Source organism: Schinkia azotoformans (assembly GCF_035811335.1).
Classification (GTDB): Bacteria; Bacillota; Bacilli; order Bacillales; family Bacillaceae_J; genus Schinkia; species Schinkia azotoformans.
This window is the reverse complement of record NZ_JARSMD010000007.1, coordinates 1-24,496: the sequence shown is the minus strand read 5'-3', so window position 1 is coordinate 24,496 and position 24,496 is coordinate 1. Positions and strand designations below refer to the sequence as shown.

General features: G+C 37.2%; 28 protein-coding genes and 7 tRNA genes. 13 read left to right on the top strand and 22 right to left on the bottom strand.

Going from position 1 to position 24,496, the window contains the following annotated elements:
* Positions 1-19: 19 nt before the first annotated feature.
* Genes P9E47_RS03545 through P9E47_RS03530 form a run of 4 tightly spaced genes read left to right on the top strand, consistent with a single transcriptional unit; the run spans position 20 to position 2,618 of the window.
* Complete coding sequence (locus P9E47_RS03545) at positions 20-586, top strand: 5-formyltetrahydrofolate cyclo-ligase (protein ID WP_003332405.1); 567 nt, start codon at positions 20-22, stop codon at positions 584-586.
* Positions 577-1,368 (top strand): DUF92 domain-containing protein, encoded by a 792-nt coding sequence (locus tag P9E47_RS03540; protein ID WP_003332404.1) that lies wholly within the window; start codon positions 577-579, stop codon positions 1,366-1,368. Before P9E47_RS03545 ends, P9E47_RS03540 begins: the two co-directional genes overlap by 10 nt.
* Before the next feature lie 13 nt (positions 1,369-1,381).
* Positions 1,382-2,398 (top strand): ThiF family adenylyltransferase, encoded by a 1,017-nt coding sequence (locus tag P9E47_RS03535; protein ID WP_003332403.1) that lies wholly within the window; start codon positions 1,382-1,384, stop codon positions 2,396-2,398.
* A gap of 34 nt (positions 2,399-2,432) precedes the next feature.
* Entirely contained in the window at positions 2,433-2,618 is a 186-nt protein-coding gene (locus tag P9E47_RS03530) for a hypothetical protein (protein WP_003332402.1), read from the top strand.
* Between the two features lie 58 nt (positions 2,619-2,676).
* Here the strand turns inward: P9E47_RS03530 and phoU are convergent, their stop codons facing one another.
* The 5 genes from phoU to P9E47_RS03505 all read right to left on the bottom strand — a co-directional run bounded on the left by phoU (position 2,677) and on the right by P9E47_RS03505 (position 7,442).
* Complete coding sequence (phoU, locus tag P9E47_RS03525; protein WP_003332401.1) at positions 2,677-3,336, bottom strand: phosphate signaling complex protein PhoU; 660 nt, start codon at positions 3,334-3,336, stop codon at positions 2,677-2,679.
* 33 nt (positions 3,337-3,369) lie between these two features.
* Complete coding sequence (gene pstB / locus P9E47_RS03520; RefSeq protein ID WP_003332399.1) at positions 3,370-4,137, bottom strand: phosphate ABC transporter ATP-binding protein PstB; 768 nt, start codon at positions 4,135-4,137, stop codon at positions 3,370-3,372.
* A gap of 13 nt (positions 4,138-4,150) precedes the next feature.
* Complete coding sequence (pstA, locus tag P9E47_RS03515; RefSeq protein ID WP_003332398.1) at positions 4,151-4,999, bottom strand: phosphate ABC transporter permease PstA; 849 nt, start codon at positions 4,997-4,999, stop codon at positions 4,151-4,153.
* A gap of 1 nt (position 5,000) precedes the next feature.
* On the bottom strand, positions 5,001-5,930 hold the full coding sequence (gene pstC / locus P9E47_RS03510) for a phosphate ABC transporter permease subunit PstC (protein WP_003332397.1): 930 nt from the start codon (positions 5,928-5,930) through the stop codon (positions 5,001-5,003).
* Between the two features lie 210 nt (positions 5,931-6,140).
* Entirely contained in the window at positions 6,141-7,442 is a 1,302-nt protein-coding gene (locus tag P9E47_RS03505) for an MFS transporter (RefSeq protein WP_003332396.1), read from the bottom strand.
* A 148-nt stretch (positions 7,443-7,590) separates the two neighbouring features.
* On the opposite strand from P9E47_RS03505, the gene P9E47_RS03500 reads away from it, so the two are divergent.
* Both P9E47_RS03500 and def read left to right on the top strand, forming a co-directional pair.
* Positions 7,591-7,782 (top strand): helix-turn-helix transcriptional regulator, encoded by a 192-nt coding sequence (locus tag P9E47_RS03500; protein ID WP_003332395.1) that lies wholly within the window; start codon positions 7,591-7,593, stop codon positions 7,780-7,782.
* Positions 7,775-8,347: a peptide deformylase gene (gene def, locus P9E47_RS03495; RefSeq protein ID WP_326162608.1), complete on the top strand. Its 573-nt coding sequence runs from the start codon at positions 7,775-7,777 to the stop codon at positions 8,345-8,347. The genes P9E47_RS03500 and def overlap by 8 nt, the downstream gene beginning before the upstream one ends.
* A gap of 50 nt (positions 8,348-8,397) precedes the next feature.
* Here the strand turns inward: def and P9E47_RS03490 are convergent, their stop codons facing one another.
* On the bottom strand, positions 8,398-9,597 hold the full coding sequence (locus P9E47_RS03490; protein WP_003332393.1) for an MFS transporter: 1,200 nt from the start codon (positions 9,595-9,597) through the stop codon (positions 8,398-8,400).
* A gap of 112 nt (positions 9,598-9,709) precedes the next feature.
* On the opposite strand from P9E47_RS03490, the gene P9E47_RS03485 reads away from it, so the two are divergent.
* On the top strand, positions 9,710-9,862 hold the full coding sequence (locus tag P9E47_RS03485) for a helix-turn-helix domain-containing protein (protein ID WP_003332392.1): 153 nt from the start codon (positions 9,710-9,712) through the stop codon (positions 9,860-9,862).
* A gap of 286 nt (positions 9,863-10,148) precedes the next feature.
* Here the strand turns inward: P9E47_RS03485 and rsgA are convergent, their stop codons facing one another.
* The 11 genes from rsgA to P9E47_RS03430 all read right to left on the bottom strand — a co-directional run bounded on the left by rsgA (position 10,149) and on the right by P9E47_RS03430 (position 14,219).
* Positions 10,149-11,234: a ribosome small subunit-dependent GTPase A gene (rsgA, locus tag P9E47_RS03480; RefSeq protein WP_326162607.1), complete on the bottom strand. Its 1,086-nt coding sequence runs from the start codon at positions 11,232-11,234 to the stop codon at positions 10,149-10,151.
* 202 nt (positions 11,235-11,436) lie between these two features.
* On the bottom strand, positions 11,437-11,910 hold the full coding sequence (locus P9E47_RS03475; RefSeq protein ID WP_003332390.1) for a CBO0543 family protein: 474 nt from the start codon (positions 11,908-11,910) through the stop codon (positions 11,437-11,439).
* Complete coding sequence (locus P9E47_RS03470) at positions 11,907-12,404, bottom strand: CBO0543 family protein (protein ID WP_003332389.1); 498 nt, start codon at positions 12,402-12,404, stop codon at positions 11,907-11,909. The genes P9E47_RS03475 and P9E47_RS03470 overlap by 4 nt, the downstream gene beginning before the upstream one ends.
* 180 nt (positions 12,405-12,584) lie before the next feature.
* The gene (locus P9E47_RS03465) at positions 12,585-13,196 is read right to left on the bottom strand and encodes a superoxide dismutase (protein ID WP_003332388.1); all 612 of its coding nucleotides are present in this window, start codon (positions 13,194-13,196) and stop codon (positions 12,585-12,587) included.
* A 212-nt stretch (positions 13,197-13,408) separates the two neighbouring features.
* Positions 13,409-13,481: transfer RNA gene (locus tag P9E47_RS03460), tRNA-Phe, on the bottom strand.
* A 13-nt stretch (positions 13,482-13,494) separates the two neighbouring features.
* A tRNA-Met gene (locus tag P9E47_RS03455) sits at positions 13,495-13,571 on the bottom strand.
* 181 nt (positions 13,572-13,752) lie between these two features.
* A tRNA-Ser gene (locus P9E47_RS03450) sits at positions 13,753-13,845 on the bottom strand.
* Between the two features lie 24 nt (positions 13,846-13,869).
* Positions 13,870-13,946, bottom strand: a tRNA-Ile gene (locus P9E47_RS03445).
* A gap of 18 nt (positions 13,947-13,964) precedes the next feature.
* Positions 13,965-14,040, bottom strand: a tRNA-His gene (locus P9E47_RS03440).
* Between the two features lie 21 nt (positions 14,041-14,061).
* Positions 14,062-14,135, bottom strand: a tRNA-Met gene (locus tag P9E47_RS03435).
* Between the two features lie 9 nt (positions 14,136-14,144).
* Positions 14,145-14,219, bottom strand: a tRNA-Asn gene (locus tag P9E47_RS03430).
* Positions 14,220-14,415: 196 nt separating this feature from the next.
* Here P9E47_RS03430 and P9E47_RS03425 point away from each other — a divergent pair.
* The 3 genes from P9E47_RS03425 to ispG all read left to right on the top strand — a co-directional run bounded on the left by P9E47_RS03425 (position 14,416) and on the right by ispG (position 17,035).
* The gene (locus P9E47_RS03425; RefSeq protein WP_326162606.1) at positions 14,416-15,216 is read left to right on the top strand and encodes a DUF1189 domain-containing protein; all 801 of its coding nucleotides are present in this window, start codon (positions 14,416-14,418) and stop codon (positions 15,214-15,216) included.
* A gap of 233 nt (positions 15,217-15,449) precedes the next feature.
* A complete protein-coding gene (locus tag P9E47_RS03420) occupies positions 15,450-15,857 on the top strand; it encodes a hypothetical protein (RefSeq protein WP_003333473.1) in 408 nt (135 codons plus the stop codon).
* An 89-nt stretch (positions 15,858-15,946) separates the two neighbouring features.
* A complete protein-coding gene (ispG, locus tag P9E47_RS03415) occupies positions 15,947-17,035 on the top strand; it encodes a flavodoxin-dependent (E)-4-hydroxy-3-methylbut-2-enyl-diphosphate synthase (RefSeq protein WP_326162605.1) in 1,089 nt (362 codons plus the stop codon).
* An 88-nt stretch (positions 17,036-17,123) separates the two neighbouring features.
* Here ispG and P9E47_RS03410 read toward each other — a convergent pair whose 3' ends face one another.
* Positions 17,124-17,510 (bottom strand): DUF4190 domain-containing protein, encoded by a 387-nt coding sequence (locus P9E47_RS03410; RefSeq protein WP_039957883.1) that lies wholly within the window; start codon positions 17,508-17,510, stop codon positions 17,124-17,126.
* Between the two features lie 260 nt (positions 17,511-17,770).
* Between P9E47_RS03410 and P9E47_RS03405 the strand changes: the two genes are divergently transcribed.
* The gene (locus P9E47_RS03405) at positions 17,771-18,031 is read left to right on the top strand and encodes a DUF2624 family protein (RefSeq protein WP_003333476.1); all 261 of its coding nucleotides are present in this window, start codon (positions 17,771-17,773) and stop codon (positions 18,029-18,031) included.
* 38 nt (positions 18,032-18,069) lie between these two features.
* On the opposite strand, the gene P9E47_RS03400 is transcribed toward P9E47_RS03405, so the two are convergent.
* Positions 18,070-18,963 carry a deoxyribonuclease IV gene (locus tag P9E47_RS03400; RefSeq protein ID WP_003333477.1) on the bottom strand — a complete coding sequence of 298 codons (894 nt, stop codon included), beginning with the start codon at positions 18,961-18,963 and terminating at the stop codon, positions 18,070-18,072.
* Positions 18,964-18,981: 18 nt separating this feature from the next.
* A complete protein-coding gene (locus P9E47_RS03395) occupies positions 18,982-20,301 on the bottom strand; it encodes a DEAD/DEAH box helicase (protein WP_003333478.1) in 1,320 nt (439 codons plus the stop codon).
* Between the two features lie 185 nt (positions 20,302-20,486).
* Here P9E47_RS03395 and vrrA point away from each other — a divergent pair, with 185 nt between their 5' ends.
* Together vrrA and P9E47_RS03385 are read left to right on the top strand one after the other, a co-directional pair.
* Complete coding sequence (gene vrrA, locus P9E47_RS03390; RefSeq protein ID WP_326162604.1) at positions 20,487-21,176, top strand: VrrA/YqfQ family protein; 690 nt, start codon at positions 20,487-20,489, stop codon at positions 21,174-21,176.
* A gap of 61 nt (positions 21,177-21,237) precedes the next feature.
* Positions 21,238-22,182, top strand: coding sequence for a 4-hydroxy-3-methylbut-2-enyl diphosphate reductase (locus tag P9E47_RS03385; RefSeq protein ID WP_326162603.1), 945 nt, complete (start codon positions 21,238-21,240; stop codon positions 22,180-22,182).
* A 256-nt stretch (positions 22,183-22,438) separates the two neighbouring features.
* Here the strand turns inward: P9E47_RS03385 and P9E47_RS03380 are convergent, their stop codons facing one another.
* A complete protein-coding gene (locus tag P9E47_RS03380; protein ID WP_003333482.1) occupies positions 22,439-23,557 on the bottom strand; it encodes a Nif3-like dinuclear metal center hexameric protein in 1,119 nt (372 codons plus the stop codon).
* Entirely contained in the window at positions 23,544-24,266 is a 723-nt protein-coding gene (locus P9E47_RS03375) for a tRNA (adenine(22)-N(1))-methyltransferase (RefSeq protein ID WP_003333483.1), read from the bottom strand. The genes P9E47_RS03380 and P9E47_RS03375 overlap by 14 nt, the downstream gene beginning before the upstream one ends.
* Positions 24,267-24,496: the final 230 nt, after the last annotated feature.

Genomic DNA, 24,496 nt, shown 5'->3' with positions numbered 1-24,496 from the left:
TGTTAAGAGGTGATATGTTATGGATAAAAGACAAATAAGAAAAGACATTAAAGAAAAGTTACAAGCCGTTCCACCGGATGTTTTAAAAAAATGGTCTTCTAATATAGCAGCTAACCTATTCAATACAGATGATTGGAAACAGGCTGATACCATCGCCATTACAATTTCACGGGGTACAGAGGTAGATACAAAAGCAATCATTGAAAAGGGTTGGGAAGAAAGAAAACAGATGGTCGTCCCCAAATGTGAACCAGCCACGAAAGGAATGACATTTCGTGTATTGGAAAGCTTTGATCAATTAGAGGTTGTATACTATGGTCTATTGGAACCGAAGGAAAACGAAACGAAAGCCGTTTCACCTAGTAAAATTAAATTAATAGTAGTACCAGGCCTTGGCTTTAATCAAAATGGATATCGGGTAGGTTTTGGCGGAGGGTATTATGACCGTTTTTTAAGCGAATATAACGGAAGAAAAGCAGCTCTTGCCTTTCAAGAAGTCCAATTAGTTGATGAACTTCCGATAGAGGAACATGATGTTCCAGTTAATCTCATAGTTACAAATAAGCAGGTTATCTTATGTCGATAATTTCCAATGGTATTGTCTTATTTATACTTGTTGTGATTGCAGCAATATCGGGTTACAAGTTAAGAGCGCTGACATTATCAGGGGCCATTGCAACAATCATCGTTGGTCTGGCAACCTTGCTAGCATTCGGTGCCCAAGGTTTATTGTTAATGGGTACTTTTTTCGTAACCTCGAATTTTTGGAGCAAGTTTAAAGCAGATAAGAAAAAATCCGTAGAGGATAAAATAAAAAAAAGCGGTGCCCGTGATGCTGTTCAAGTTATTGCTAACGGTGGTGTTCCGGGTATAATAAGTTTGCTTTTTCTTCTTTTTCAAGAAAATTTCTTATTGTATATGTTTATTAGTTCATTGGCAACAGCAAATTCAGATACATGGGCATCTGAAATTGGTTCAATCAGCAAAAGTAAACCTGTCCATATTTTATCGTTTAGCAAGGTTGATGCCGGTACATCCGGTGCCATGTCTTTCTTAGGTACCATATCAGCGTTATGTGGTGCATTTTTAATAGGAATCATTAGCCATTATTTATGGAATGAGGTAACATTTCAATTAGGATTAGCTATCGGTATTGTTGGATTTATTGGCAACTTAATCGATACTTTATTAGGAGCAACCGTCCAAGTTACATATACCTGTCCGAATTGCGGATTAAACACAGAAAAAACGAACCATTGTGGGCAAAGTACGATGTATAAAAGTGGATATCGTTTTTTAAATAATGATACGGTAAACTTTTTATCTATTGCGTTAGGTTCGCTACTCATACTACTTTTTACCATGTAATGGAGTGTTGATAATGACCGATTTTACAAGATATTCAAGGCAAATGTTATTTTCGCCAATTGGTGAAGATGGACAAAAAAAACTTACTAACAGTTCAGTTTTAATAGTCGGAATGGGGGCACTAGGTACAGCGCTAGCCAATCATCTAGTTAGGGCTGGTATTGGTCATATACGCTTTATTGACCGCGACTATGTGGAAAGAAGCAATCTTCAACGGCAAATGCTGTTTGATGAAGATGATGTTACTGGTGCTCTTCCAAAAGCAATCGCAGCTAAAAATAAGCTAACAAAGATAAATTCAGACATAAAAATCGAAGCCATCGTGGGTGATGCTTCCCCTAAAAATATTGATGAATTAATCAACGGAATGGATATAGTTCTAGATGGTACAGACAATTTTCAAACAAGATTTTTATTAAATGACGCCTGTTTTAAGTATGGGATTCCTTTTGTTTATGGTGGAGCAGTAAGTTCAAGAGGAATGTCGGCGATCTTTGTACCAAATGAAACACCATGCTTGCGCTGCTTTATCACATCCACTGATCAAGGTGGCCAAACTTGTGATACGATTGGAGTTATTTCACCAATCGTTGATATTGTCGCCTCCCTGCAAGTAGTTGAAGTGATAAAGTTCCTAGTCGGCGATGTAAAAAATCGCAGGAAAAGTCTTTTAACGCTCGATATTTGGAACAACTATCATTACGATATGAAATTTTCAACACCTAAAACAGACTGTCCGACATGTCAGAAGAAAGAATATCCTGCCTTAAATTTAGCCGAGAAGGATATAATAACAGTGTTGTGCGGTAGAGAGACTGTACAAATCCAGGCGAAGCAGGGATTTAATTTAGATGTTTGGGCAGACCGTCTTAAACCTATCGGGAAAGTTCAGAAAACCCCATTTTTATTAAAAGTAGAGTTGCCGGAAGGAGAACGTCTTGTCTTATTTCCGGATGGACGTACGCTCGTTCAAGGTACAGAAGACCAGGTCAGAGCAAAAACATTATATTCAAGGTATATCGGCCTTTAATTCTTGGAATTCTAATTAGCAGGAGGGATAATACATGCAAAATTCCTTGTTGCGAATACTTATTTTGGGAATAGCCTCGCTTTTTGTTTATCGTTACCGCTTTAATTTAATGAATATACTTATGGGCCAGCCAGGGCTTAGAAAATTTGCCGTAAGATCTTTTATGAAAATACCATTTGTTCGAGACCGAATGGTCGGCCAGATGTTGCGGTTTCAATAAATAGTAAAAGGGCTGTCCAAAAAGTCATTAAAAAGTGACTTTTTGGACAGCCCCACCATTAATTATTTAATTCATATCGAATCCCTTTTACGATATAAAACACACCTTCAGATATATTGGTTGCATAGTCGCCAATGCGCTCGATATATCTAGCAATAAATGATAATTGGGTAATTTGCATGAAATCCTGTTTCGTTTCGTCTGATAATTGTAAATATGTTTTGATCGTTTCACCGTATAATTTATCGATTTCGTCATCCATATCAGCTATCTTTTTAGCGAGTACAACGTCCTCTTCGATAAAGGCTTTAAATGAAAGGGACAACATTTCTTTTGCTATTCTAGACATTTTAAGCAAGGAGTCAACGGGTACTTTATGATCAGTCTCGCCGATTCTAATGACTGATTTGGCAATGTTTACAGCATAATCAGCGACTCTTTCCAAATCAGATGCAATCTTAATGGCAACGATAATTCGTCGTAAATCAACAGCGACTGGGGCTTCCCTTGCAATTAAAATAATAGCTAAATCATTAATTTCCTCTTCTATATGGTCAATGTAAGAATCTTCATCGATAACTTGAATGGCACTTTCTATATCCTTATTTTCCATGGCAGTTATTGACTTTACAAATGCATTCTCAGCAAGACCTCCAAGTTCAAGCACTTTTTCATTTAGCTGTTTTAATTTCAAATCAAAATTTTCTCTTAAGGACATATATTTCCCCTCTTTTCTCTTTATTTTTTTGCCTTAGCCAAAACGACCCGTAATGTAGTCTTCTGTTCGTTTATCCTTTGGTTTTGAGAAAATCTGGTCTGTTGGTTCATATTCGATGACTTCCCCGCTAAGGAAAAATGCAGTCCGATCGGAAATACGAGCAGCTTGTTGCATGTTGTGTGTTACAATAACTATGCTGTAGTTTTGTTTTAATTCCTGACATAACTCTTCCACTTTTAATGTAGAAATCGGGTCCAAAGCTGATGTTGGTTCATCCATTAAAATAACATCCGGTTCAATTGCTAGGCATCTTGCAATACAAATCCGCTGCTGCTGTCCTCCTGATAGTCCGTAAGCATTTTCATGAAGTCTGTCCTTTACTTCATCCCATATTGCTGCACCGCGTAAGCTTTTTTCAACTATTTCATCGATTATTCGTCGGTCACGAATTCCATGGATTCTTGGGCCGTATGCAATGTTGTCGTATATGGATTTTGGAAATGGGTTTGGCTTTTGAAATACCATTCCAACCCTTGTCCTTAGTTCTTCAACTTCATATGATTTATCGAAAATATTTTTGCCTCGATATAAAATTTCTCCAGAGGTTCTCACGATAGGAATCATTTCAACCATGCGGTTTAAGGTTTTTATATAAGTTGATTTACCACACCCTGATGGACCGATAATCGCAGTTACTTCATTTTCATAGATCGGCAAATTTATTTCTTTTAACGCATGGTCATCACCATACCAAAGATTTAAGTCCTTTGTTTCAAAAACAAGATTTTTAACGGAACTCATTTTGTTGCTCCTCCTAATATCTTTTTTGGAATTTATTTCGGATAATGATCGCAATTGAATTCATTACAAACAGTACGAGCAACAGAACAACAATTGTTGCTGCAGCTAGATTAGCATATTCGGCTGTTAAAACTGAATCAACTGTCCAATAATAGATTTGCATCGGAAGTGCTGTAAAGTCGTCCATAATATGATCTGGTACCGGCATAATTAAAGCCGGAATCCCTAAAACTACTAATGGAGCCGTTTCGCCAATCGCTCTTGAAAGGGCTAGAATCACGCCTGTCAATATCCCAGGAAGTGCGGCAGGCAAAACAATATTTTTTGTTGTTTGCCATTTTGTCGCACCCATCCCGTAAGACGCTTCCCGTAAAAACCCGGGCACTGCGCGGATGGCCTCCTGGCTGGCAACAACGACAATGGGGAGCACTAGAAGGGACATTGTAAGTCCTCCTGCTAAAATACTAGATCCTAAATTAAACATTCTGCCAAATACCGTTAACCCTAAAAGACCAAAGATAACAGACGGAACACCAGCTAAGTTAGATATATTCATTTGAATAAAAGCTTGAAATTTACCACGCTTTGCATACTCCTCTAAATAGATCGCCGTACCAATACCTAAAAACATCGTAATTGGCGCAACGACAGCCATTAACCATAACGTTCCGGCAATGACCCCCTTAATCCCAGCTCTGTCTGCAGACATTGATAATTTACTCGTAAGAAACTGCCAGTCTAACCAGCCGATACTATCGACTGCAACCCGGTAGATTAATATTCCTAAAACAAACAGAGAAAATAATGTAGAAAGTAAAAAGATATTTTTAATCAATTTATTTTTTAAAATCCGATATTTCATCTTAATATTCCTCCCTGAACTTACGGGAAATAAACTGTGCTAATAAATTCATTAACAACGTAAAGGCAAACAAAGTGATCCCAACCGCATATAAGCTATGATAGCCGACTGTTCCACTACCCGCGTCACCGCTTGTAAATTCCACAATATAAGCAGTCATGGTTTGCATAGGTTGTGTAATATCAAATGTGAAAACCTTATTTGATCCACTCGCAATCGCGACAATCATCGTTTCGCCAATTGCTCGTGAAATGGCTAAAACAAATGATGCAATGATCCCGGAAATAGCCGCTGGAATAACAACTTTCATTGTTACTTCAAATTTCGTAGCACCTAATGCAAGCGCCCCCTCTCTCATTGCATTCGGAACGGCACTCATCGCATCTTCGGAAAGAGAAGCAACTAATGGTATAATCATGATTCCCATGACAATGCCTGGACTCAATGCGTTAACAGGCTCTAATGTAGGAATTACTTGCCTTAGAAGAGGAGTAACAAATGTAAAGGCAAAAAAACCATAAACAATAGTTGGGATGCCTGCCAATATTTCAATCAATGGTTTAAGCTGCCTTCTTACTTTTTCGGAAGCATACTCACTTAAATAAATGGCAGCTGTTAATCCGATCGGGATTGCAACTAACATCGCGATCAAGGTTGTAATCAGCGTTCCATTAATTAATGGAAGAATACCAAACGATGGATCTTTAGCCAGTGGTGCTAATTTCGTACTTGTAAAAAACTCGATCAAAGATACTTCTTTAAAGAAAAGAACGGCTTCAACAATTAATGTAAACACAATCCCAATTGTCGTAAGTATAGAAATAGATGCAATTAAAAACAATATAATAGGTACAGACTTTTCAATTAGCCTGTTCTTCCCCCTACTTTTGCTATTTTCTATCAGTTCTTTAACATTAACAGTTTTTTGCATGAAAACTGCTCCTCTCTTACATAATACCTGTGGATCTCTCATACAATATTTACTTTAATGTTTTTGTATTAATCTTGTTTAAACAGAATGTAAAGGTATTGTAAAACAATGTTAAACAATGTAAAGTCAAGGAAAGCAAAAGCGCCCGTTCATCAACGTATAAACTGAAGCTAGACAGGCAAAAAAAAATAGAACACAATATCTGTGTTCTTAAATAGGTGATCCCCCCTCTCCATCCGTCAACCTTCTAGACGGCATGCGGGAGTATACCTTTTCTTTCATTTCATTAGGATTTTCACTTTTCACATCAATCCCTTTGAAGAAAAAGTAAATAATTAAATGTCCTGCCCCAGTAATAGCCAGTACTATCGGAATTCCACTTTCTTCATTAATAAATGTAACGAAAACTAAAAATAGTAATATTGATACTACTCGACCGCTATTTAAATATAATTCACGAACAACGATATACTCAATCCTCATATCAGCTGCTTTCCAGGCCTTACCGATAACATCATAAGTGATTGACATATAGGGCACTAACAATATCGGATAAGCTATGGCAATTACAACAGCGTACATAATCAAGCGCTGGAAGGAAAGATCAAAAATAATGAGAAATACACTGCCATACAACATCAAACCTCCTATAAGAATTGTTTTTAAGCGATGGGCAGGTTTTATGAATTTAGTAGCAAGAAAATAAAAGACGAACGCAATCCCGGAGTTTACAAGCCCAAATGTTCCAATGGCAAGCTCACTGTTAGTCGTAATATAAACCCAAAGAGAGATGACAAACAAAAAGGAACCTTCACGCAAACCTTGAAAAAAACTTGCATGTAAAATTCGTTGCCAGTTAGGATTATTTTTTCGTTCTTGTAATATGCGCTTGAATGAATAGGTTCCATGCGCGGGCCGTCTTTTAATGAGCAAGCTTAGAAGAACGGCACCAACAAATAAACCTAATGAAATACTAAAAATAGTCGTATAACCTGTGAATGCTTGTAAGCTAGAGATAATCCAACCTGCTAAAATAGGACCAATCATACCTGTTAAAGAAGTTAACACTCCAAAAAAGCCATTAAAAAAATCCCGCGTTTCTGGTTCTGTAATCTCAAATGTTAAAACATTAAATGCCAGCCAATAAAAACCATAGCCAATTCCTAAGAGACCACCCAGTAAAAGTAAAAAGCCAGCTGCATTATCTCCACTTACAAGAACAGTTAAATAAAAAAATGATAAAAATATAACACCTAATCTCAATACGATAATCCGGTCAATTTTTTTTGCCCATTTTCCAGCAAGAATAAATGTAAGCGGCTGCATTACAACTACAGCCAAATTGTATAGAGCAATATCCGTAAATTCACCCGATTGCTTCCATATATAAATATTCACAAATGTGTTTGACAAAGCAATACTTAATGAATACAACCCACCAATTAATAGCAAGAAAACTATTTCCTTATTTACTTCTTCATGTCCTGTAATCTTTTGTAAAAATCGGTTCATTGCTGACTCCCCTTTATGTACTAGCAATTATTGTTCCTTAGTTAGGATAGAGATATGCAAATAATTTATTTGGCCAGTAATATTGGACATTCCTGCCATGGTACGGTATGATAAATGTCTAAAGTTTTTGACAAACGAGGTAATGAATTTGAAAAATATTATTAAAGTGTTGAGAAAAAAATTAGGAATTACCCAAGAAACTCTTGCTAAAGAATGTGGAGTCGTGAGGCAAACGATTAATTGTATTGAAAATGATAAGTATGATCCTACTCTTGAAGTAGCATTTAAAATTGCAAAAGTTCTAAATAGAAAAGTGGACGAGGTGTTTATATATGAGTAAGTTTGGCGCGGAATACATAATTACAATGAATGATATAGTTAGAGAAGGTGCTGCAATATTACGTAAAAAAACCCAAGAAGTTGACCTTCCTGTTTCAAGTGAAGATAAAGATGCTTTGCTATGCATGCTTCAATATTTAAAAAACAGCCAAGATCCAAATATCTCAAAAAAATATAAACTTCGCCCTGGAGTAGGGTTATCTGCAAATCAAATTGGGCTTGATAAACGTATGTTTGCAGCACTTTTTGATGATAAAGATAAAGAATATATGTTAATTAATCCAAAAATTATTAGTCATTCTCTTAATATGATTTATCTACCTGAAGGAGAAGGTTGCCTTTCGGTTGATAGGGAAGTGGAGGGATTAGTTCCGAGATATGAGAGAATTAAAGTAAAAGCATATGACATAACTGGGCAAGAAGTGATTTTGAAATTTAAAGGATATTATTCCATCGTTATCCAACATGAAATCGATCATTTAGATGGCATCATGTTTTATGACAGGATAAATAAAGAAAATCCATTTAAACTACCAGATAATGTTCCAATTGAAAGTTTGTATTAATTCAATTGAAAAAGCTGCCCCATTTTTTAGGGACAGCTTTCTCATTATTTTTATAGTTCACCAAGTTTTATCTGCTTACTTTTATTATCTAAGCGTTTCTGCCACATTATCGTCACTAACATTGTCAGGACTAGAAAAATAAGGCCCATAATAAATGGATAAATAATATTGACATCATATAACAGCCCAGCAAGGGTGGGTCCTAAAATATTCCCGATACTCATGTAAGCATTATTCATGCCCATAGCAAAGCCTTGTTCATTACCAGCCATTTTAGAGATAAGTGTATTTAGAACAGGACGAAGAATGGAAGTAGCAAGAAAAATTAAAAGTGTAATTCCAAAGAAAAGTATATAGCTAGATGCAAAGAGTGAAAGAAGAAACCCAATTGTTGTTACTCCTATAAAGATATTTAAGACAACTACTTCTCCAAAGCGGCTAACGATACGATCAACGACAAAAAGCTGAGCTATGACGCTTACAATTCCCGTAGATGTAACCATTATCGCAATTTCTTGTGGAGTTGCACCAAATTGATTATCGACAAAAAGACCAAGAACGGATTCGTATGCCATTAAACCGAAACTCATTACAAGCGTAATAATAAGAGGGATAAAATAAGGCATTTTCACGGAGCGAACCATCTTTCTACCCATTGATTCATCATCTGTAGATAAATCCTTTGATTCAGTTGTGCTACTTTCCTTAAGGATAAAGATAGAAAATAATACAGCAACTAGTGATACAAGTGCAGATATTAATAACGGCATCTTCAATCCAAAATCCGCTAAAAAGCCACCTATCCCTGGTCCAATGACAATTCCTAGAGACATAGCTGCTGATATTAAGCTATTACCTTTTGCTCGTTGATCCACCGTAGTAATATCTGCTATATAGGCAAAAATAGCAGGTATGAGCAATGCAGCTCCAATACCGCCAATGACACGTGATACATAAAGCCACCAAATTGAATTAAAGCCGTAAAACACAAACATGGAAATCGTCAAACCTATCAATCCATAAATAATCATCTTCCTACGCCCATATTGATCAGCCCATTTTCCCGCAATCGGAGAAAAGATTAATTGCGCTCCTGCAAATAGAGCAATCATTAATCCCGCGGCAGTACCACCTTGGTTGATGGACTCTAAATACGCTGGCAAAATAGGGATAATAATCCCGAAGCTTCCAATGGCGATGAACATATTAATCATCAATACTATTATCTTTTTCCGCTGTTCTACATTCAAAATTACTCACCTCTTTTTCTTCCAAAAAAACAATTCTATAATGATAGCAAACAATTGTCAATGATACTTCAAAACAAACCAATTCCAAAAAGAGTTGACATACGTCATTCGATTGACAAAAATAATTCTTTGTGTAGGCAAAAAAGCAGGTGTATACCGATTACTAAAAGGTGCTGTAACTGAAGTCGCAAAGCTATTAGATAGTAGTGAAGCAACTATTTATCGCTATATCAATGAAGTTGAACAAATGGAAACTAAAGAGTAAATAAAAGCAAGCACTTATATATAAAATCTTAATGGCACTTCTTAATACTTATTATTGTCTGTGATAAGTACTTTTCATAAGAATATCTAAGCTTTCCTTATCAATCCATTGGTAGTGAAGGGCAAAATCATTTCTATATTTTTTAGGACATTTTCCCTCGATACACTGATTGAAAATTAGATTCTTTCTGCAAGTCATATCATGCAATCATTCGGATTTGAGTTTTTGTAAAAAAGCCTAATTTCTCAGTTAAAATTGAGAAATTAGGCTTTTTTGTTCTAAAGTTTTATCTTCTTTTTTTCCTATTTTGTTCTTTTAGGAATTTTCTAGCATTTTTCATGCCACCCATGCCACTAAACATTTCATTTATCTTTTCTTTTTCAATCATTTTAGAATTCAAGCCATCATACTTAGTTTCCCTGCCAAGTTTTCTGTAACTCTCTAGCCTTTCTGCCGACAAAATACCATCTTTAATCGCTTTTTGCACAACACAGTTGGGCTCACTTTGATGGGTACAATCGTTAAAACGGCAATTAGAAGCAAGCTCGGTAATATCAGCAAACGATTTCGTTAAATCAGCGCTAATAATTCCAAGCTCCCTCATTCCCGGAGTGTCTATAACAACACCTAAATTCGGCAACATAATCAGTTCACGTCTTGTAGTAGTATGTCTGCCCTTATCATCATTTCTTATCTCTTTTGTTTCTAATATAGTTTGACCGAGAAGACGATTAATTAAGGATGATTTCCCAACTCCAGATGAGCCAATAAGGGCTATTGTTCGACCACTAAAAAGATAGCTTTTTAATGGTTGATATCCATCATCAGAAATACTTGTTGTAACAAGCACATCTATACCAAATGCGATAGATGATATTTCGTTAAGTCTTACCTCTACTTCCTGACATAGATCGGATTTTGTAAGCACAATAACTGGTGTTGCACCGCTATCCCAAGCGATAGAAAGGTAGCGCTCTAACCTTCGAAGATTAAAATCATTGTTCAGTGACATACAAATAAAAACTGTATCAATGTTAGCAGCAACAACTTGAGTATCATTTGTAGAACCTGCTACTTTACGTGCAAAAACACTTTTACGTGTTAGTACATGGTGAATAATACCGTTGCCATCTGAGTTGTCCACTCGGTCAACCATTACAAAATCTCCAACAGCAGGATATTCAGACAGTTCAATTACACTGTGGCGAAGCTTTCCAGAAATATTAGCTTTAATCTCACCTTTTTCCGTTAAAACCTTATACAGATTTTTAGATTGGGATGAAATTCGGCCAATATAAAAACCTTTATATTGATTGGCTTCCAGTATAAACCTTTCAGTTAGCCCTATATTTTTCATATCAATTTTATTCAACTTGATTGCCTCCTAAAGTTTAGATTATAACCTTTGGGAGGTTTATGCCTGTGAATTATTGTGCACATACCTCCCCAATTGCTACAATCTCAAGCTCTTGCTTGCTACGCATAAAAAAACATCCCCTTTCTACCATTAATTAGATTTCACTATACCATAGTTTATGGAGTTTTTCCCGCTTCGAATTAATTAAGATTACATATTATGTATTTGAACGTCCCTTTTCGAAAAACCAGACGCAAAATAAACGAGTTACGAAAAACGAAAGACATATTGTTAGCAAAGTAATATACCATTCCCAGTGTATGTATTCAATGAGATCGGTATATTTTTCGATAATGACTTCAACCAAAGTCAACAAAGAGCCTACTCCAACATAATAACCCAATTGAATAAGAGCACTTCGATCATTGGGATACCATACATTAAAGGCGGAACATACGACTGGAAAAGCATAATATTCAAACGTGAAACTCGTCCGATTGATAGTAGTAAACAAACGAATAGGATATTTAAGAAGACCCAACTCTACAACCACCAAACCTATAAGAAAGGTAATAATCTGTGTGAACAAAAACGCCACTACCGCAAGTCGAAGTTTATTTTTGGGTATGAAGAAAACAATTCCTGTTGCCACTGCGTACACCGATAGCAAGATCCACCATTCAATTCTCATTTTGTACTCCATATCTCTGCTCGAAACAGGGCTTTGTCCTTAAAGAACCAATTACAGCAGACTTGACTCACGAAAAAGAGAAGCCAAATGTAAATCCACATCCCCCACCATGACAGTAATCCATATTCTAATAAATCTGTAAATCTCTCGATAACAACATCAAACAACGTGATAATAGAGACCCAAACAAAAAAGTATGTAATTCTAGACCATAGACTGCCCTTTGCTCTCTTATTGACGTAAAATATTGAAAACAATACTGGATAGAAAAAATAATTAATTGTTAGGGGGAGATCTGTCGCTTTCGGCAACACCCGCACAGGTGCACTTAATAAGCCAAATTGAAAAGAGGGCATATCGCAAAGCCAGACGATTGCTTGAAACATTAAGAATGCTAAGAATCCCTTGCGCCATTCTTTGTGTGGAATAAACAAAATAAAGCCAAGAAAACCGAACAGCCACATTGCTACAAGGATCAAACACTCCATCAGCATGTTTCAGAAATCCCTCCCAATAAACTACTTATTATTTATGGCATTAAAAGTATTTTCAGTATTCTCCAATCATATTCAATAATGTCGATAAAAAAATATAAAATCTGGTCTTGCCAAAAAAAGAAGGTATGCGAATTCATATTCGAATTTGCATACCTTTTGTTTTGTGTATTTTTATTATTATTTTGCAGCGTTATAGCGTTTTGTAACTTCTTCCCAATTTATTACGTTCCAGAATGCACTTACGTAGTCGGGACGACGGTTTTGGTAGTTTAAGTAATAAGCATGCTCCCAAACATCTAGACCAAGAATTGGCGTTTTGCCTTCCATTAATGGAGAATCTTGGTTTGGTGTGCTAGTCACTTCAAGCTGTCCATTGTTAACTGCTAACCAAGCCCAACCTGAACCAAAACGGGTTGTAGCTGCTTTAGCGAACTCTTCTTTAAAAGCATCAAAGCTACCAAATTTTTGAGCGATTGCGTCAGCAAGTTCACCAGTTGGTGCGCCACCACCATTTGGACTCATAACAGTCCAGAATAATGAATGGTTAGCATGACCACCACCGTTATTGCGAACTGCAGTACGTGCTGCTTCAGGAACAGCATCAAGGTTTGAAATAACTTCTTCAACAGATTTGCTTAAAAGCTCGTCATTTCCTTCAAGTGCGTTATTTAAGTTTGTTACATAAGTATTGTGGTGTTTCGTATGATGGATTTCCATAGTTCTAGCATCAACATGTGGTTCTAATGCATCATATGCATAAGGTAATTGTGGTAATTCAAATTTAGCCATAATAAAATCTCCTCCTAGTTAATTATGTAGATGTTAATTTTTGGATTTTTATACTTTTTTGTTTCAAAAGTATCTTTCGCTCTTACATTAACACTTATTCCACACTTTTTCAAATTTAAAACCTCAAAATTTTACATAACAACATAATTTTTTCCAACCAAGCCATTATTTATTCAAAATAAAAACACCCTTATAAAGGATGTTTTTTAGAGTGGCTCGAGACAGAATCGAACTGCCGACACGAGGATTTTCAGTCCTCTGCTCTACCGACTGAGCTATCGAGCCATAGTTATGTATTTGGTTGCGGGGGCAGGATTTGAACCTACGACCTTCGGGTTATGAGCCCGACGAGCTACCAGACTGCTCCACCCCGCGATGGTAAAAAATATATAATATTGTGCTTCCTTCAAAGTTTGCATAGAAACGACTGTCCCTTTGTCGTCCCGACCTCAGAAAGATTATTCAAGAAGCGTTTCGGTCGGTACGCTGATGCGGATTCGATGAAGCTTATTCGGTCGTGCTCCACCCCGCGATGGTAAAATAATAATTAAATTTATGGCGGAGGAAGAGGGATTCGAACCCCCGCGCGGTTTAACCCGCCTGTCGGTTTTCAAGACCGATCCCTTCAGCCGGACTTGGGTATTCCTCCGCGTTAAATAATATAATATAGAAATGGTGGACCCTGCAGGACTCGAACCTGCGACCGATCGGTTATGAGCCGATAGCTCTAACCAGCTGAGCTAAGGGTCCATTCTAGTTATAGTAGTATGGGGCGACTGATGGGGATCGAACCCACGAGTGCCGGAGCCACAATCCGGTGCGTTCACCACTTCGCCACAGTCGCCATGTCTATAGATGAAAGAAATAGCGGCGGAGGGGATCGAACCCCCGACCTTACGGGTATGAACCGTACGCTCTAGCCAGCTGAGCTACACCGCCATAATAAAATGGCTCCACAGGCAGGATTCGAACCTGCGACCGATCGGTTAACAGCCGATAGCTCTACCACTGAGCTACTGTGGAATATTGTTTAGCGACATTTTTTAATATATCAAACAATCTTAATTATGTCAACTCTTTTTAAAATACTTTTGAAACTATGAATAACGACTGCTAAAATAATATAACATTTTAAAGAGCAAAACTCAATAATTATTTTACTTGTATCTTTTTGAATAGATAGGTAAGATATGCCATGAAGGGAAGTGTGTCTATAAAAATGAATATATTTAAGCAATTAGGAAAAAGCATCTATTCTCCTAAAGATGTTGCGCTCTTTCGATTTCAAGGAATAGGTAAGACAATTGGCTATGTGTTTCTATTAATGTTCATTTCCACTTTAATAACAAGTATTTCACTTGGGATGGACTTTCTTAATTGGGCCTCCATTACAAATACAAAGATCATCAATGACCTACCAAATTTTGAACTTAAAAATGGCATCCTAACATCGGAAATTAAATCTCCAATTATAAAGGAAGACATCGAAAGCGGCTTTACCTTTATTTTTGATACAACTGGTGAGGTATCTGCGAGCGATGTTTCAAAACATTCCAATGCAATTGGTTTATTAAAGAAAGAAGCGATACTGGTAAATGAGACAGATTCACAGCGCCTGCCCTATTCTTCATTTGGAAACATAACATTAAACAAAGATACGGTAGTAGGTTTTACAGATAAGTTGGATTCGATTGTTTTAGTCATTCTCCCAATTTTATTTATATTCATTTATTTATTCCAGTCTAGTCTAAAATTTATTGGCGTCTCGTTCCTAGCTTTAATCGGAATAATGGTTGCAAAACAAATGAACAGAAAGCTCCGCTACCAAAATCTATGGATTCTATCTGCCTATGCGGTAACAATACCAACTCTCTTTTTTGCCATTACCGATACGTTAAAAATTACGATCCCTTTTGCATTTTTACTATACTGGGCAACCGCGATCATTGTTTTATATTTAATTATTAAAGAAATCCCGAAAGCAAAAGCCCCAAGTAATGAAGAACAGCTGCCTGAATAGGTAGCTCTTTTTTTGCCAAAATTATATAACATATCAAACATATTCTACTTTTAAAAAGGAGCAACCATATTGACAAATCGGAAAAAGAAAAAAGGGAAGCAGATCGCTGTAAAAGATATAAAGGTAAAAGAATCAATAAAATTACTAGATTCACCGAAAATTTCCGTATAAAACTATCATATTTTCAAAAGACAAGCATAAAGTGTAGTAAAACGATTAAGACGGTGAATATTATGAGAAAATTACTTCTTACTTTGCTTGTTTTGTTTATTACCTATGTAATCTATTATGATTTAAGTGCCGGTGTCTTAAGTAAACCAACCTCCATCGTTTTACTACAAAATAAAGAAAGTAAACAAAGTGAAAACGCAACAGCAAAAGAATTAACAGTAGAAAAAGCGAACGAACAGGAACAAAAGAGTGTTAACACTGGAAAAGAAGAAGAGTTATATTACCAAGAGGTAAAAGTAGCTGCCGGACAAACTGTACTATCCATCGTTGAACAAATTCAAGACGGACCACTACCCGTTTCCATTTCACAGTTAATAACTGACTTTCAGCTATTAAATCCTAAGACAGAACCGGAAATGATCCAAATTGGAAAGGTTTATAAATTTCCAGTTTATACAGATAAAGAATAATGCTCCTCTCCATCAATAAAAAAGTTGTCATTTTTTTGAATACATTGATACAATAGATGGGTATACCATTATGAAGGAGCGTTTTTCGCATGAGTGAAATAACACATCGTACAAAAACCCGCCCAATTAAAGTTGGTAATTTAACGATTGGCGGTAATAATGAAGTTGTTATTCAAAGTATGACTACAACCAAAACACACGATGTTGATGCAACGGTTGCACAAATAAATCGATTGGAAGAGGCCGGCTGTCAAATTGTTCGTGTTGCCTGCCCAGACGAGAAAGCAGCAAACGCAATTGCTGAAATAAAAAAACGAATAAATATCCCACTTGTCGTAGACATACACTTTGATTATCGCCTCGCATTAAAAGCAATTGAAGGCGGTGCAGATAAAATCAGAATCAATCCCGGTAATATTGGCAAACGTGAAAAAGTGGAAGCTGTCGTTAAAGCTGCTAAGGAAAAAGGCGTACCGATCCGTATCGGTGTTAATGCCGGTTCTTTAGAAAAACGAATTTTGGATAAATACGGCTATCCTACAGCAGATGGTATGGTTGAAAGTGCACTACACCATATTAAAATTCTTGAAGACCTTGATTTTCACAACATTATCGTGTCACTAAAAGCATCTGATGTACATCTTGCCATTGAGGCCTATGAAAAAGCAGCAAAAGCCTTTGATTATCCTTTGCATTTAGGTATTACCGAATCTGGAACACTTTTTGCGGGTACTGTAAAAAGTGCAGCTGGCTTGGGTGCCATTTTAAGCAAAGGAATCGGAAACACAATTCGAATTTCCCTAAGTGCTGATCCTGTAGAGGAAGTAAAGGTAGCAAGAGAACTTCTTAAAACATTTGGCCTGGCTGCCAATGCAGCGACGCTTATTTCCTGCCCAACTTGTGGCCGGATCGAAATTGATTTAATCAGTATTGCGAATGAAATTGAAGAATATATTTCAAAAATCAAGGCACCAATAAAAGTAGCAGTGCTTGGATGTGCGGTTAACGGGCCGGGTGAAGCACGTGAGGCTGATATTGGTATTGCCGGTGCACGTGGTGAAGGATTATTATTCCGCCACGGAGAAATTATTCGTAAAGTACCTGAAGACAAACTTGTTGAGGAATTAAAGAAGGAAGTCGATCAATTAGCCGAAGAGCACTTCCAAAAACAAAATTGATAAGAAAAGCAGAAGCGCTAGACAATTTATGAAGAAGGAGCTTACCCAAATTGGTAGCTCCTTTTTCATGTCTTTTAATGATAATTATTTAATAAAAGAATGGTGCAATAAATAATCCGATGATTAACGATACAACACCAATCCCCATCGCCCAATTACCTAATCCATTTGCTCCTCTTCGGCGTGCAATAAATCCAACGATGATCCCTGCAGCACCAAATAGTACTGGGGAATAGAATAGGGATAATATTGACAATGCTAAAGCAATTGCCCCCATTACTCTTCCGCCAGTTCCCTCCTCCGTTGGTCTATCAAAGGTACGCGGTCTGTCCGTATCATCGGCCCTTCCTAAATAACCTAAACCAGGTGCAACCTCAGCCGCCGTTTCTTCAGAAAAATCCGCATCTGTTGTTGCCCAGTCGTTTCGGTCCCTTAAGTCATAATCCTCAGAGTTATTTTTTTCAGCTTGTGTGATATCTGCAAAGTTGTTCTCATAATTCTCATACGATATCCCTTGGGAATCGTCTATTGAAGCCTTATTATTCTTATTTTTTTCACTAAAGTTTTGTTCTGCCACCTTGGATCCCTCACTTTCATTAATTGAGGAGCATTAATAGTATGGTCCGATTATGGCCGAATCATTAATGTCAATCTTTATCAATAATGGCTAGAACACCTTAGTTGTTAATTCATACTATGTTATTAATGGCACAATCAAAGGTGGGGAAGTTCAAAATGAATCCATTTGTTCAGCAGTTTATTAATCAAAAATTAAAAACGATCACTGTCGATGAATTATTAAAGCATGCCAAAAATTATAATATTAATTTATCCCAAGCAGAAGCGGCCAAAATCATTACTATCCTTAAAGCAGAAAAAAACATTAGTATTGATAACGATGAACAGCATCGCAATATCATTAAAAAAATCGGTAAAGAGGTCAATGTAAATTTAGCTAAAAAAGCAAATGAACTTTTAAGACAATTTAAAAAGTAAAGAAGAGGCTGTTTTATATCCAGCCTCTTCTTTATTATTTATTGATTCATAATTTTTTCTAATAAGCTCTGATCAAATGTCTGTTCCTTTAACATCGCGATTTCAAAGCGATATGGTGGTTTTTGGTTCTTTTTATCTTCTCCAACGTACGGAGTTTCCAGGATTTTAGGGATTTGTTCAAGCTGTGGGTGATGGATGACATAATTTAAGGCATCAAAGCCAATTTTCCCAAATCCGATGTTTTCATGCCGGTCCTTACGCGCCCCTCGTTCATTTTTGCTATCATTAATATGAAGTACTTTCATTCGATCAATACCGACGATCCGATCAAATTCTTCTAATACTCCATCAAAGTCATGGACAATGTCATACCCTGCATCATGTGTATGACATGTGTCGAAGCATACAGACAGCTTCTCATTATGTGTAACACCTTCAATAATTTCGGCAAGTTCTTCAAAGGAACGTCCACATTCAGAGCCTTTTCCTGCCATTGTCTCAAGGGCGATTTGAACAGTTTGCTCTTTCGTCAACACTTCATTTAGACCTTCAATAATCTTTTGAATTCCTTTTTCAGCGCCCGCACCTACATGTGCTCCCGGATGTAAGACAATTTGTTTTGCCCCAATGGCTGCTGTACGCTCAATTTCTGATCGAAGAAATCTCACTCCAAGCTCAAATGTTGCAGGGTTTTCAGTATTACCAATGTTGATAATGTACGGTGCATGAACAACAATTTCTTCAATCCCATTTTGTTTCATGTGTGCAAGGCCTGCTTCTATGTTTAATTCTTCTATCGGCTTTCTTCGTGTATTTTGTGGTGCACCTGTATACACCATAAACGTATTTGCTCCATAGGAAACGGCTTCCTCACTAGCTCCTAAAAGCATCTTTTTCCCATTCATTGAAACATGTGAACCTATTTTTAACATAATTCAATTCTTCTCCCTTTATTTTTTATTACGAATTTTTCTTTTTTCTTTCTTAATAAATTTTTCAATTTCCTGCTGTCTTTTCTTTTTATAGCCTGGCTTTACTGTTTTAGGTTTTCTTATTGTTTTATGAGCAAGCTTTTCCGGTTCGGCCTGTGGAGCGTTATTTTTTCTTTCTTTTCTTTTATCCCTAGCGCCTAAATCGACCCATTCGTGATCGCGTAAATCCACATGCTTAAACTCAATGCCCATTTTCTCGAGCCTGTTTAGAGCATCCTGGTCCCTTAATTCATAAATAGAAGCTGCTATGCCAGAATAGCCGGCTCTTGCTGTTCGCCCAACACGATGAATGTAGAAATCTAAATCTGAAGGCAACTCATAATTAATAACATGACTTACACCCTCGATATCTATACCCCTTGCGGCTAAATCCGTAGCCACAATATATTGATACTCCAAGTCCTTAATTTGCTTCATCATTTTTTTCCGCTCTCTAGGGGTTAAATCACCATGGATGCGTCCAACCTTTAGGCCTTTTTCGATTAAACCATCTGCCACCTCATCTGCCATTTTTTTTGTATTTGTAAAAATAAGGGCTAAATAAGGATTAAATTGATTAGCTATTTCATAAATGACATCCAGTTTATTTCGATGACGCAACGGAATTAATAAATGTTCTATTTTTTCAGCGGCAATTTGTTTTGGGGCCACATGTGTGAATGTTGGATTTTCTAAATACTTTTTTAAAAATGGTTTTAGCTTTTCGGGAATCGTGGCTGAAAAAACGAGTATTTGTAAATCTTGCCCCATTTTCCCGGCAATTTGGTCTACATCATTAATAAAACCCATATCCAGCATGAGATCTGCCTCATCGACAACAAGCCTATTTGTTGTGTGAACAAATAGGGCTTGTTCCTTTACAAGATCGTTAATACGGCCTGGTGTCCCCACAACAATATGTGGCTGAGTCTTTAATTTTTCAATCGTACGCAGCTTGTCCGTACCACCAATAAATAGTTTCGATGTAATAATTTCTTCTTCAGAACAGAATTTGGTAAGTTTGTTTAGTTCCTCATAAATTTGCGTAGCCAACTCTCTTGTCGGGGCTGTAATCACCGCTTGAACCTGTTCTTTTTTCGGGTTAATACTATCGACTACTGGCAGTAAATATGCATGTGTTTTTCCCGTTCCTGTTTGCGATTGCCCGATTGCACTGTCCCCTTTTTTAATTGTCGGTATTATTCTTTCTTGAATTTCAGTTGGTTCTTGGAAGCCAATACTTTTTAGAGCCTCTAAAAGGAACGGTTTTAAATCAAACCTTTTAAATGAATTTTCCATTGTATATCTCCTAAATTCTATAAATTTCATGTCGTCTTACTAGTATAAAATAAACTGCAAAAAATAGCTAACTAACTCTATTAGGTAAACACCCATTCTTTCATATGACTAACACCTTGGTCAAAAAACAGCATATTTTAACAATGAGACATATATTGCGGTTTAACTATGAAAGGAGGAATAAAATGCACCCTTTTCGACCAGGCAATTTTCCAATGCAATTCCCAATGCAACGCCCCATGATGCCACCAATCTCACGATTTCCAATGCAGCAGATGCAGCAGGGAATGCAGCAATCAAGGGGACTTGGCGGCTTACTATCAAGGCTTTTAGGAAAAGGAAATGCACCAGCTAATTTCGGGGGCTTTCCTGGCGGTGGCGCCTTCCCAGGTGGTGGCACGTTCCTTAGAGGCGGTGGTTTCCCAGGTGGATTGGGCCAGGGTTTTAACCCTGGAATTGGCGGACAGCTTATGAATGGTGGTGGTTCAGGTTTATCAGGACTCATGGGAAATTTTTCTTCAGGTGGAATTTCTGGAATGTTAAATAACGTACAGAGGGTTATGGGGCTGGCCCAACAAGTTGGACCAATGATCCAACAATATGGACCTTTTATTAAGAACATGCCTGCCATGTTCAAAATGATGAGAGCACTAAATAACTCCGATGAGTCAACTGAAACAGAAGATAGTACTTCTACAGAAGATAGTCCTATTGCAGAAGATGGTACTACTGCAGAAGATTTTGTTAATGAAGGTTCGACAGGAAATAAAAAAAGATCGCAAGCAATAATAGAGAAAGAAGTACCCGATTTCGACAACATTAAGGTGGAACCGGTTGAAAAAGTTAAACTCTCAAAACCAAAGCTGTATATCTAGGAGTTTCCTTTGTAATTCCTCCTCTTCTATCATATAATTGTAACGGGAGGAGGGGTCAAGGATGGAAGTCTTAAAAATCGCACCAAGAGGTTATTGTCATGGCGTAGTTGACGCGATGGTAATTGCCCAAAATGCTGCTCTTGATAAAAGTTTACCAAGACCTATTTATATATTAGGAATGATTGTTCATAATCAACATGTTACAGAAGCGTTTGAGAAAGAAGATATTAAAACTTTAGATATAAAAGGGAAAACTCGTAAAGAACTTCTAGATGAAATAACGGAAGGAACCGTTATCTTCACCGCACATGGTACTTCTCCGGAAGTCATCCAAATTGCCAGAGACCGTGGCTTAACTGTACTGGATGCTACTTGCCCTGATGTTACTAGAACACACGACCTGATTCGCAGTTCAAAAGATAAAGGATACCAAGTCATATATATCGGTAAAAAAGGACACCCAGAACCAGAGGGCGCCGTTGGTGTTGCTCCTGATATCGTACATTTGATTGAAAACGAGGATGATATTGAAAAGCTTGAAATTGACTGTGAAAAGATTGTCGTTACAAATCAAACAACTATGAGTCAATGGGATGTTGCCGATGTTATGAAAAAGGTAAAAGAGAAGTATCCACATGCCGAGATTCATAATGAGATCTGTATGGCTACCCAAATGCGCCAAGAAGCAGTTGCAGAACAAGCGCATGATGCGGATCTTACGATCGTTGTTGGGGACCCAAGAAGCAATAACTCAAACCGATTAGCTCAAGTATCAGAAGAGATAGCAGGTACCACCGCCTATCGAGTTGCAGATGTTACAGAAATCGATGTTAATTGGTTAAAAAATATTAATAAGGTTGCTGTTACTGCTGGTGCTTCAACACCGACACCAATTACTAAAGAGGTTATTGCGTTTTTAGAGCAATTTGACCCTAATGACGAATCTACATGGAACGTTGAACGTAGAGTAACAGTTGATAAAATTTTACCAAAGATTAAACGATAAGAACGCATTTCTTTGAAATTAATAAAACGGGCTGGATATTGCGACGGAACTTGATTGGACAACGTTCATAATCATGAATACTTGCAAACCAAAGTCTCTAGGCGTTAAAACACGAATGTAGTCTCACTTCCCGAAATACCCAGATGTTCATTCGTGTTAGCCTAGAGACTTTAGATTTTATTCGAAATTTTGTTTGTCCAATCAGTTATTAGGAGCGATATTCAGCCTGTTTTATTTACGCACAAACTTTGTTTTTTTACATAAATTGAAACGGATCAGTATGGACCTGTGATGTAATGACTGTAGTGTCATATTTCTTTTCAGTTATAAATGATTGTAGATACTTTTGCACTCCTTGCTTCATGACCTTCTCAACATTATGCCCTGGATCAACCATATTAAGCCCTTCCATCATGGCATCATGGGCAACATGATAATATATATCACCAGTTACAAAAACATCGGCTCCTTTAAATTTAGCCTTGGGCCAAAACTTGCCGCCATCTCCGCCTAAAACTGCGACCTTTCGAACGATTGAACCCAGATCACCAACTACTCGCACGCCGGAAACATCCAAGGAAGATTTAACATGTTCTGCAAATTCCTTTAATGTCATTTCTTTTTTCAGCACCCCGATACGACCCAACCCAAGTGTTGGTCCTTTGTTTTCTAACGGATAAATATCATAAGCAGGCTCCTCATATGGGTGAGCCTTTAACATAGCGTTAATGACTTTATTTTGAATTGATCCCGGAAAAATAGTTTCAATTTTCACCTCCGCTACATGCTCCAGCTTTCCTTGCTCACCAATAAATGGATTTGCCCCATCATTGGGCAGAAAAGTACCTGTACCCGCTGAATTAAATGTGCAATGACTATAGTTGCCAATATATCCCGCCCCGGCACTACCTAAGACGTTTCTCATTTTTTCAGCATGATCTTCCGGTACATAGACTGCCAACTTTTTTAAACTATCCTCAAATGTCGGAACTAATACTTCTGTATCTTCAAGCTCAAGGGCTACAGTTAAAAGATCATTTACACCGCCAATTGCAACATCTAGATTAGTATGGGCGGCATAAACCGTAATATCATTTTTTAAGCACTTTCCAACTATCCGCCCAGAAGGATTATCGGTAATCACTGTTTTTAATGGATTGTAGATCACAGGGTGATGAGCTATGATTAAATCCACTTGCTTAACTATGGCTTCATCAACAACATCCTCTAGTACATCAAGTGTGATCATAATTTTTTTGATTGGCTTTTGCAAGGTTCCTATTTGTAATCCAATTTTGTCACCATCCATTGCCAATGATTTTGGTGCCAGTTTTTCAAATACTTGAATGACTTCCTGTCCGTTAGGAAATCTCATCGTTCAATACCTCCTCAACCATTTGTATCTTATTCATTAGATCTTTTCTTTTTTCGACGGTATCTTCGTTTTGAGCTTTTTGATCGATTTGCCTGATAATCTTTTTCCATTTTAAAAGCTCATGCTTCCACTTTTTCTGGAATGCTTCATTTTTTTCTTTCTTTAAAAATGGACCAAGCAATAAGTCAGCCTCCCTCTCCTCGTTACTATAGGGTGCGTGCGGGTTACCTTTTTCAGCAACTAATATTTCATAGATCTTCTGATCTTCTTCTAAAATATGCTCCTTTATTAACTCCCAGCCATTTTCTATAAGCCAAAGCCTAATGCTTTTTGCTCCAATATTCGGCTGTAAAATCAGGCGTTCTTTTCCATTTAATTTGTCTTTACCCGCTTCTAAAATTTCACTGATTAAGGGACCACCCATACCAGCGATAGTGATAACATTTATCTCATCTTTTTCAATTACTTCTAAGCCATTTCCTTTTCTAACCTTTATACGGTCATTCAAATTTAATTTTTCGACCTGATTTTTAGCTGATTGAAAAGGTCCCTCATTTACTTCACCTGCAACGGCATAACTAATTAGACCCTGAAGCGCTGCAAAACAAGGAAGATAGGCGTGATCTGAGCCAATGTCAGCTATTTTTGAACCGATGGGGATTTCAAGAGCAACTGCTCTTAGTCTATCCGATAACGCTAGTTCGTTCACAATAATCACCAAAAACCTTTCAATATTTTCCTAAATCATATCATAAATTAGAAAAGCGCAAGCGCCTTGCTCATCACCGTACAAATTGGAGGGTCTTCGGTCTCGAGATAAAGGAAACTTGAATTGCGTCAGCAATTCTTAGTTGACTTATCGTAGGGAGGAGACCTGAAGTTTGCTAAGCGATAGGCGCTAGAGCTAGACAATGATGTAAATAAAGTAGGGAAACCTCT